The organism is Streptomyces sp. NPDC104367 (assembly GCF_055583825.1).
Map to the genome: position 1 here is coordinate 1 of NZ_JBVJND010000094.1, position 1,793 is coordinate 1,793.

Sequence of the window (1,793 nt, forward strand, 5' to 3'; positions counted from 1 at the left end):
GATGCTGTTGGTAAATCCGGGGCCCTACGCCTTCTTCGTCCCGTCGGCCGTTTGGTCGGCGGGGCGAAGTGCTGCGAAGTGGCTGGTGCGTGTGCGGGCCCGTGGTGTGTCGGTGAGGTGGGCGTCGATGCGGGCGAGGTTGATGGCTGCGCCGGTGAGCTGATGCTGGAGGCTGGTCTTCGCGAGACCGCGGTAGCGGGATCTGCGCAGGCCGCAGCGCTGAACACCTTGGGCAATGGTGCCTTCGACACCGGCCCGGATCCTGTAGCGGTCCTTCCACTCGTCGGTCTGCTGCTCTGCGCGGGCCTCTCGGACAGCCTCGTGTTCCTCCCGGCGCCGCAGGTTCAGCTCACGACGCTCGGCCTTGGGCGAGTTGGCGCAGTCGCGCAGGTGGGGGCAGGGGCGGCAGTCGGCGGGGCTGAACCGAACCCGGATGACGGGCAGGCCCTGCTGGGAGCGGCGCTCGTGCCACTGCGTGCTGACGCCCCCGTTCGGGCAGGTCACCTGTTGTCTGTCCCAGTCGATGGTGAACGCGTCCTGGCTGAACGGGCCGTCTGCCTGGGCGGCGGTGCTGGCCTTCACAGGACCCAGCAGGTCGACTTGGTGGTCACGGCGGGCTGCCACGATCTGCGAGGCGCTGGGATAGCCGGCGTCCACCCAGTGTTCGGCAGGAAGGCAGTTACGAGCGGCCAGATCCGCGTGGATCGGTGCGGCTATCACCACGTCGTGGGTGGTGGAGAGGGTGGTGGCCACGTTCGTGATCAGGTTCGGGGCGTCCAGCTCGCAGGTCTCGGTGAAGTGGACCTTGTAGCCGTCCCACATCGTGTCGCGCTTCACGCTGCCGCGTGCGTCGGTGTCATAGGGAGTGACCAGGCGCATTGCGCTCGGCGGGCGGTCTTTGGGGCCCCTTCGCCGTACCTCGCCCTCCACTTGGTGGAAGTGCTGGACCCACACCTGCCGCAGCGTCTCCACCTCGGCAGGCCCGCGCAGACCGGCAGGGGCGTCAGCCGCGAAGACCGCAGCCAGCAGGAGTGTTCCGTCCCGGCCGATCCGCTCCCCCACCTCGTCCCGCTTCGCACGGCCGGTGGGGAACCGGCTGTCCTCGGCCCTGGTCGCGTAGTGCCTGAACCAGTCAGGCCCGGCGATACCGGCCAGCCAGTCCGGTGCCGTCTGTGCCAGCGCGTTCAGCGCCGACCGCAGAGTCTCCGCCACCTGCTCCAGCCAGCACAGCTCACGCGCCGCCGACAGTACGTGGGTGGAGTCCGTACGGGCCCGGCCGGCACTCTTGAGCAGCCCTTTCTCACGAGCCACGGCCAGAACACCGTCCAGCACCCGCCGCCCGCCATCCGCCCCAGCCAGCCTGTCCCTGAACTCCGAAAGCACCGAGAAGTCGAAGCCCGGATCGTCCAGCCGAAGCCCCAGGGCGTACTTGAAGTCGATCCTGGCCCGTACCGCGTCCGCGGCCTGCCGGTCGGTCAGCCCCTCAACGAACTGCAACACCAGCACCAGCACCAGCCGGCCCGGCGACCAAGCCGGCAGGCCCCGCACCGGGAACAGGTCCGCGAACTCCTCATCGGTGAACAACGGCCCCAGCTCATCCCGCAGACGGATCGCCAGACTCCCCTTCGGGAACGCGGCCCGCGCCACCCGCACCGTCTCCACCGGGATCTCCCCAGACCCCTCCGGCTGCAACGACACCCGCACCCACCCCATACGACAACGTCGGCCTTCAAGACCACAACCAGGTCTCGAAGGCCGACGTCACGCACGGCTCCGAATTCGCCAACAGCATC

1 protein-coding gene is annotated in these 1,793 nt (G+C 69.0%); it reads right to left on the reverse strand.

Annotation, left to right across the window (positions count from 1 at the left end):
* Positions 1–24: 24 nt before the first annotated feature.
* Positions 25–1,698: an IS1182 family transposase gene (locus tag ACZ619_RS45810; RefSeq protein WP_469611999.1), complete on the reverse strand. Its 1,674-nt coding sequence runs from the start codon at positions 1,696–1,698 to the stop codon at positions 25–27.
* Between the last annotated feature and the right edge of the window lie 95 nt (positions 1,699–1,793).